Origin of the sequence: Rhizobium ecuadorense, from assembly GCF_001187535.1 — a bacterium.
In the GTDB taxonomy this organism is placed as follows: domain Bacteria; phylum Pseudomonadota; class Alphaproteobacteria; order Rhizobiales; family Rhizobiaceae; genus Rhizobium; species Rhizobium ecuadorense.
The window spans coordinates 1-238 of the sequence record NZ_LFIO01001429.1 but is presented as its reverse complement, the minus strand read 5'-3'; the positions used below and the strand labels follow the sequence as shown (position 1 = coordinate 238).

The 238-nt window shown below is 58.0% G+C and carries 1 pseudogene; it reads left to right on the top strand.

Annotated features, from left to right (window positions below):
- Window positions 1-147 precede the first annotated feature (147 nt).
- Window positions 148-238, top strand: a pseudogene (locus AF337_RS42760) (TetR/AcrR family transcriptional regulator); the annotation flags it as partial.

Below are 238 nucleotides of genomic sequence, written 5' to 3'. Positions count from 1 at the left end.
GCCAAACTAGGCGACTTGCGGTATACTCCAGGTGGTTTTGGTTTTTGCCGATTGATATCAATTGCTTGCTTCAACCGATGCTGCCGGGGGCGCAAGCAAGCCTGAAGGTGCGGCGCTGAAAACTGTACCGTCGGTACAGGAGGGGACATGCGAAAGGGCGAGGAAACGCGGACCCGCATCCTCGATGTGGCCGAAGCGGCAGTCTTGCAGAAGGGTTTCGGCGGCACATCCATCGAGG